Origin of the sequence: uncultured Slackia sp., from assembly GCF_944321625.1 — a bacterium.
In the GTDB taxonomy this organism is placed as follows: domain Bacteria; phylum Actinomycetota; class Coriobacteriia; order Coriobacteriales; family Eggerthellaceae; genus Slackia.
In genome coordinates, this window is sequence record NZ_CALUMA010000002.1 from 1 (window position 1) to 7,533 (window position 7,533).

Below are 7,533 nucleotides of genomic sequence, written 5' to 3' on the forward strand. Positions count from 1 at the left end.
AGGCCATCACGCGCGACCACTCCCTCATGGCCGACCTCATCGAGAGCGGCCAGATAACCCCGGAGCAAGCCAAGACGCACCCCCAGCGCAGCGTGATTACGCGCGCCCTGGGATCCGACCCCAACACGCTCCCCGATATATACGAGATGACCGTCGAGGATGGCGATCGTCTTCTTTTGTGCTCGGACGGCCTTTCCGGCATGGTGGACGACGACCTGCTGGAAAGCACGCTCATCCGCGTTGGCAACCCGCAGAAATGTGCCGACACCCTGGTGGATGAGGCGCTCGCCGCGGGCGGGCACGACAACATCACCGCCATCGTGGTGGACGTCGCCGCGGGAGCGGAGAAGCGTATCGCCCGGGAGCGCCGACGCGGACGTATCGGCGCCGTCATTGCCGTGCTGGCGCTCATCGCCGTGCTGGCAGGAGCCGTCGTGGGCGGCAACGCGTACCTCAATACCGCCGCATTCCTCACGCTCGAAGGCGACGAGGTGGTTATCTGCCGCGGCATCCCCGGAGATTTCATGGGCATACAGACCTGGAAGACCGAACGTGTGACGGGGCTTTCCGTCGACGATCTCGACCTTCCTCCCAATACCGTATCGCGCCTCTCCGAGGAGGGAATCCGCACCGATTCGGTGGAGGACGCCGAAGCGCTCCTTAAAACATGGCAGGAACAAGCCCAGGATCAGGCTTCGAGCGAGGGGGCGCAGGACCTCGCAAGCAATTCCGACGCGGGGAGCACGGCAAGCGCATCGGGAACGGATTCCGACGCCAGCGCCGATAACTCTTCGCCCTCAGATTCCAGTACCGACCCCGACACCCCCGTCTCTTCCGAAGGCGGTGATGCCTCGTGACGCGCCGCAACACCGAACTTCTTCTTTTGTGCCTGGCAGCGCCCTTCGTTGTGCTGCTGTTCGCCATGGTGCTCACCAACCAGGGCACGGCGCTTTCCCTCAAATCGCTCGCGGTGCCGCTGGGCCTGTTCGGCGCATTCGTGGCGGCGCACATCGCTACGCGCTTCTTCGCCAAAAACGCCGATCCCGCCATCCTGCCTATCGCATTCGCGCTTTCGGGCATTGGCATAGCCTTTGTGACCCGCCTGGCTCCCGACTTGGCATTGCGCCAGGTCATGTGGCTGTTCTTAGGCATCGCTCTCATGGTTGTGGTGCTTGCTATCGTACGCAACCTGGATAAGCTCGCCCAATACAAATACACGTTCATGATCGCGGGCATCGCGCTTCTGCTCATGCCTATGCTGCCCGTCATCGGCCACGAGGAGCTGGGCAGCCGCATCTGGATCCAGGTGGGCGGCTTCAGCTTCCAGCCTGGCGAGCTTGCGAAACTCTGTATCGTCATATTCCTCGCATCGTATCTGGCGCAGAACCGCGAGATGCTGAGCGTATTTACCGTGCGCGTGGGACGATTCCGCCTGCCCGACGCGGCCACGCTCATGCCCCTGCTCATCATGTGGGCTATCTCGTTCGGCGTGGTCGTGTTCGAGAAGGACCTGGGCAGCGCGCTGGTATGCTTCGTGCTGTTCCTGGTCATGCTGTACGTGGCAAGCGGCAAGAAGCTGTTCTTAGTGGTGGGCTTCGGCCTGGCCGCCATCGGCTGTGTGGTGCTGTACACGTTCTTCGGCCACGTGCAGGTACGCGTGCATACCTGGCTCGACCCGTTCTCCGATGCGCAGAACACCGGCTATCAGCTGTGCCAGACCATTTACTCGCTTGCTGACGGCGGTCTGTTCGGCGTTGGCGTGGGCAACGGCCTGGCCGAAAACATCCCCGTCGTAGAATCCGACTTCATCTTCGCCGCCATCGGCGAGGAGACCGGCCTTTTGGGCGGCGCGGCCGTGCTGCTGCTGTACCTGAGCCTGGCGGTGCGCGGCTTTGCCACCGCGGCGCGTGCAAAGAGCGACGTGAGCTCGTTCGTCGCCGTGGGCGTGACCGTGACCATCGTGCTGCAGGCCTTCATCATCGTAGGCGGCGTGACGCGCCTGATTCCGCTGACCGGCATCACCCTGCCCTTCATCAGCCAGGGCGGCTCTTCGCTTCTGGCCGCTTTCATCGGCATCGCGCTGCTCTTGCGCTGCGGCGACGAGGGCACCGGCCTCACGTCCGAGATGCGCGACGGCACCGGCCGCATGGCGCCCATCGGAGCGCACGGTGCGCATGGCCGTGCCGCTGAGACGGGCGTTTTGGGACGCTACGCCTTGGGCAAACGCCTCACAGGCACCATGATCGCCTTCGCCGTGATGTTCGCGCTGCTGGTGGCCAACCTCACCTACATCATGGTCATCAAGGCCGAGGAGTACCAAAGCTATCCTGGCAACAACCACACCCTGATGAAAGAGGCCGAAACCGAGCGCGGCTCCATCAGCACGTACGACGGCGTGGTTCTGGCCGAAAGCGTCAAGCAGGACGACGGTACTTACGCGCGCACGTATCCGCAGGGCACCATGGCAAGCCACGTCGTGGGCTACTACTCGCAGCAATACGGAACCTCGGGCATCGAGGCGTCCATGAACGACACGCTCAAGGGCCAGGAGAATTTCGCCAGCTGGACCGACGTGATCAACGCCGCAGCGGGCATCCAGCAGCCCGGCAACGACGTCACGCTCACGCTGAACTCCAAGATTCAGGCGGTCGCCGAGCAGGTTCTCGAAGGCTATTCGGGCGCCGTGGTGGTGCTCGACCCGAACACTGGCGCCGTGCTGGCAAGCGCCAGCTCCCCCACCTACTCCAACGCCGACATCGACCAGCTGCTCACCGCCGCGGCCGACGGCACCGACAACTCCGGCGGTGCGCTGATCAACCGCGCCATGAACGCGCTCTACGCGCCGGGCTCCACCTTCAAGATGGTCACGCTTACCTCCGCGCTGCAAAACGGCGTCGCCAATGCCGATTCGGTCATCGACGCGCCTGCGTTTATGGAAATCGGCAACGCCAAGGTGACCAACGCCGGCGACGTGGGCTACGGCGAAGTGAGCCTGCAACGCGCGTTCGAGGTTTCCTCCAATACCGCGTTCGGCCAGATCGGCGTCGATCTGGGGGCGGAAACTCTCATGGACACCGCCCAGAAGTTCGGCTTCAACAAGGACCTTGACCTGGAGGTTCCGCTTACCACCAGCCTCACCGGCGATGCCGATGCCATGAGCACGTGGGAAACCGCGTGGGCGGCATGTGGCCAGGCGGTAGGCGACAGCAGCACGCACACCGTGGGCCCGCAGGCAACGGTCATGCAGATGGCCATGGTGGCATCCGCCATCGCCAACGACGGCGTGCTCCAGCAGCCCTACTTCGTGGACGGCGTGTACAACGCCCAGGGCGAACGCTCCTTCACGGGCAGCGGCACGTCGCTGGGCGCGGTCATGGACGCCTCCACCGCCGACGAAATCACTGAGATGATGGAAGGCGTGGTCAACAACGGCACCGGCTATGCCGCCGCCATCGATGGCGTTCAAGTTGCCGGCAAGACCGGCACCGCCGAAACCGGCAAGGAGTACGACGACAGCTGGTTCGTAGGCTTCGCACCCGCCGACAACCCCAGCGTGGTTGTCGCGGTGATTATCGAGCAGGGCGTCAACGCCGACACCGAGGATGAGAGCGGTTTGGCGAGCCCGCGTGCGAAGACTGTGTTGGAAACAGCGCTTGAAGTGCAGGGACTGATGTAAATGCGGTACGATTAGCTATCGCACTCGAAGCTTGATGGAGCCGCATCACGCGGCATCCCGCTTAACCATAGACGGCATACGTCGCATAAACGCAGCAAGCCAGCTTTTAGACGAGGGAGACTACAAGATGATAGGCAGGGTGTTCAACGGGAGATACCGCATTACCGAGCGCATCGGCATCGGCGGCATGGCCGAGGTCTACAAGGCGCAGGACCAGGTGCTCGGCCGCACGGTGGCCGTGAAGGTCATGCTCCCGCAGTACGCGGCCGACCCGGAATTCACCGCACGCTTCAAGCAGGAGGCGGCAAGCGCCGCGAACCTGCAGAGCCCCTATATCGTGAACGTGTACGACTGGGGTCAGGACGACGGCACGTATTTCATCGTCATGGAGTTCGTGCGCGGCACCGACCTCAAGAGTGCCATCCAGCAGCGCGGCGCCATCAACCAGCGCAAGGTCGCTGAAATCGGCAGCCAGGTATGCCAGGCACTGTCCGTGGCCCACGGCCTTGACATCATCCACCGCGACATCAAGCCGCAGAACATCATGGTCCAGCCCGACGGCAACGTGAAGGTGATGGACTTCGGCATCGCGCGCGCCAAGAACTCGACCATGGACAAGACGGCCTCGGTGCTGGGCACGGCGCACTACATCTCGCCCGAGCAGGCGCAGGGCAAAGACCTCACCGCCGCAAGCGACATCTACTCGCTGGGCGTCGTCATGTACGAAGCCGCCACCGGCAAGCTCCCCTTCGACGGCCCCGATGCCGTGAGCGTCGCAATGAAGCAGGTGCAGGAGACCCCGCTGCCGCCGCACGAGGTCAAGCCCGACATCGACCCCACGCTCGAGGCGATCATCCTGAAGGCGATGGCGAAGAATCCCGCGGAGCGCTTCGCGACCGCGCAGGACATGCGCCAGATCCTCAACGACTTCCTTGCCGGCCGCCCCGTGAACCTCGGCGGCTTCACCGGCGCGCAGACCGCCGTGATCGGCGGCATGAGCGGGGCGCCGACCCAGATGATCGGCGGAGCCGGCATGGCGGTCGCGGGCACGGGCGCCACCACGGTCATGCCCGCCGCCGGCGCGAAGGGCGCTTCCTACGGCGGGGCGGCATCGACCTCCTACCGCGCCGATTCGGGCGGCAACGGCCCGAGCAAGAAGACCATCGGGATCATCGTCGCCGTGGTGGCGGTGATCGCGGTTGCCGCCATCGCCGCGTTCGCCATCTTTGGCGGCGGGTCGGGATCGGGCAGCCCCGTCCCCGACGTGAAGGGCAAATCGCTCGAGCAGGCCACGCAGATGCTCGATGAGGCGGGCTTCAAGGTGGGCAACGTGAGCAGCCGCTCCGACGACTCCGTCGAGGAAGGCAGCGTCATCAGCCAGGATCCCGCCGCGGGGACCAAGCGCGAGGAGGGCTCGCGCATCAACCTGGTGGTGTCGAGCGGATCTTCCGCCGTCTCCGTGCCCGACCTTTCGAACATGACCGCCGATCAGGCGCGATCCGCCTTGGAGAAGGTCGGGCTGAAGGCGACGGCGGGCACCGCCGAATACAGCGATTCGGTGGAAAAGGACCACGTCGCGCGCCAAGAGCCTTCCGCGGGGAGCTCGGTGCCGAAGAACTCCGTGGTGACGTACTACCTGTCGCTGGGCAAGGAGGGGGCCGAGGTCCCCAACGTGGTGGGCTCCAGCGAGGGTTCCGCCACGACGACGCTTTCCAACGCCGGGTTCAACGTGACCTCCGAGCAGGCCTACAGCGATTCGGTGCCCCAGGGCCAGGTGATCAGCCAGACGCCCAACGGTGGCGAGCTCGCCAAGGACGGCGCGACAGTGCACTTGGTGGTGAGCGCGGGACCCGACCCTGCGACGCAGGAGCCCGAGCAGGTGCCCATCCCCAACTTGGTGGGATGGCGCGTGTCGGATGCGGTGTACCAGCTTGAGAGCCTGGGATTCCAGGTGTACGTCGCCAACAACATGCCCGACAGCGCATTCGTCACCAGCACGACCCCGGAGGGATCCGCCGATGAGGGCGCGACGGTCACCATCTACGCCCAGAACCAGTCGTCCGGCGAGGATGACTCCGGCGGCGAATAGCGTTGATCCGCGAGGGACGCCGCCGGAGCCTCCCGGACGGCAGCCCCTCGTGCTACAATACACGGCACGCCTCCGTAGCTCAGGGGACAGAGCACCGCTCTCCTAAAGCGGGTGCCGCGCGTTCGAATCGCGCCGGGGGCACCATGAACCCAACGGCCCATCGGATTTCACTCCGATGGGCCTTTTTCATGCGGCAGGCGCTCGGCGGTGAGGCGCTCGGCGGCGTTTTCCTGGTGCCGATCGAAGCGGCAACACCGAGGCGTCCGGCTCTGGCGACGAAAAGCAGCGCGTCGAAGGAGAGCGTTTTCCCAGTTCGACTGTTTCACACGAGGTAAGTCGGCAACTTTATAAAAACCCAAAGGGTAAATTCCTGCTGAAACTGTCCAAAATGAAGGCCTCGAATGTAACTTTTGCCAAACGCAGCATGTTTCTCCAGGGTGCGGGCGCTCCCGATCGCTCTATACTCGGCATTTCAGGCGGCAGCCTCCCTCTTCGATCGACTACAATGAGGCGACATTAACTGAAAGGAACCTCATGGAACCCCAAACCAGCGTGCAGCCGGATCCCGCCACACAGCCCGCCTCCGATGCGCAGGACAAACCGAAGGGGAAGATCCCCGTGCTGTACCGGATCTACGGCCTGTACTGCTTCGTCTCCGCCGCCATCGTGCTGGGTCTCATCATCACGATCACGGTGCTGTCGACAGCCAAGGTCATCGATTTGACCGCGGGATCCAACAACGCCTCGCTCACGTTCATCCTCACGGTCATCCAGTTCGTGCTGATGGGCATCGAGGCCGTCGCCATGATCGGCTTCGGCATCTCGCTTCTGCGCAACCGCCGCCGCCATGCCGCCCAGATGGCCTACGCGCTCATCGCCATCAATATCGTCGGCACGCTCATCGAGATCATGTTGCACGGCTTCGGCGAGAACCTCATCGGCGCGGGCGTTCAGCTGGCCATCCTCACCATCATCTCCGTCACCGTCGATCCCACGCTGCGCGAAGAGCGCCGTCGCGAGCGCATCGAGCGCGACGCCGAGCTGGAGCGCGAGGCGAAGGCAGGCACGCTCGGGCGCGCGAAGGGCGACCGCGGGTTCATCGAGCTCGACTTCTTCAACCTGTTCTGGGTGTTCGTGGTGTGCTGCTTCCTGGGCCTGGTCATCGAAACGGTCTACCATATGGTCGTCGTCGACCCCGGCGTGTACCAGGATCGCGCCGGCATGCTGTTCGGCCCCTTCTCACCCATCTACGGATTCGGCGCGGTGCTGATGACCGTGGCGCTCAACCGTTTCTACAAGTCCAACTTCGTCGTCATCTTCCTGGTGAGCGCGATCATCGGCGGCCTGTTCGAGGCGGCGGTGTCGTGGTTCATGCAGACGGCGTTCGGCGCCGTGGCGTGGGACTACACCGGCTCGACGATCTTCGGGCTGTTCCCCGACCCCATCGCGGAGATCTTCCACGGACGCACCAGCGCCCTGTTCATGTGCATGTGGGGCGCCCTCGGCTGCGTGTGGATCAAGCTGTGCCTGCCGTGGCTCCTGAAGCTGATCAACCTCATCCCTTGGAAGGCGCGCTACGGCGTCACGACGCTCTGCGCCGCCTTGATGCTGGTGAACGGCGTCATGACGCTCGAGGCGCTCGATTGCTGGTACCAGCGCGAATCGGGCTACCAGCCCACGTCGCCGGTCGAGGAGTTCTATGCGAAGAATTTCGACGATGCGTACATGGAGCATCGCTTCCAGTCGATGACGATCACGCCGGAACACT

General features: G+C 64.1%; 4 protein-coding genes and 1 tRNA gene. All 5 read left to right on the forward strand.

The window, feature by feature from the left end; all coding sequences use genetic code 11:
* A partial coding sequence (locus tag Q0J60_RS00030) for a SpoIIE family protein phosphatase (RefSeq protein ID WP_294438139.1) occupies positions 1–857 on the forward strand: 857 nt, incomplete at its 5' end.
* Positions 854–3,676, forward strand: a complete 2,823-nt coding sequence (locus Q0J60_RS00035; protein WP_294438140.1) for an FtsW/RodA/SpoVE family cell cycle protein — start codon at positions 854–856, stop codon at positions 3,674–3,676. The genes Q0J60_RS00030 and Q0J60_RS00035, both read left to right, overlap by 4 nt.
* A 127-nt stretch (positions 3,677–3,803) precedes the next feature.
* A complete protein-coding gene (gene pknB, locus Q0J60_RS00040; protein WP_294438141.1) occupies positions 3,804–5,765 on the forward strand; it encodes a Stk1 family PASTA domain-containing Ser/Thr kinase in 1,962 nt (653 codons plus the stop codon).
* Positions 5,766–5,833: 68 nt separating this feature from the next.
* A tRNA-Arg gene (locus tag Q0J60_RS00045) sits at positions 5,834–5,909 on the forward strand.
* 390 nt (positions 5,910–6,299) lie between these two features.
* Positions 6,300–7,533 (forward strand): putative ABC transporter permease (locus Q0J60_RS00050; RefSeq protein WP_294438142.1); only part of this gene is annotated, 1,234 nt, incomplete at its 3' end.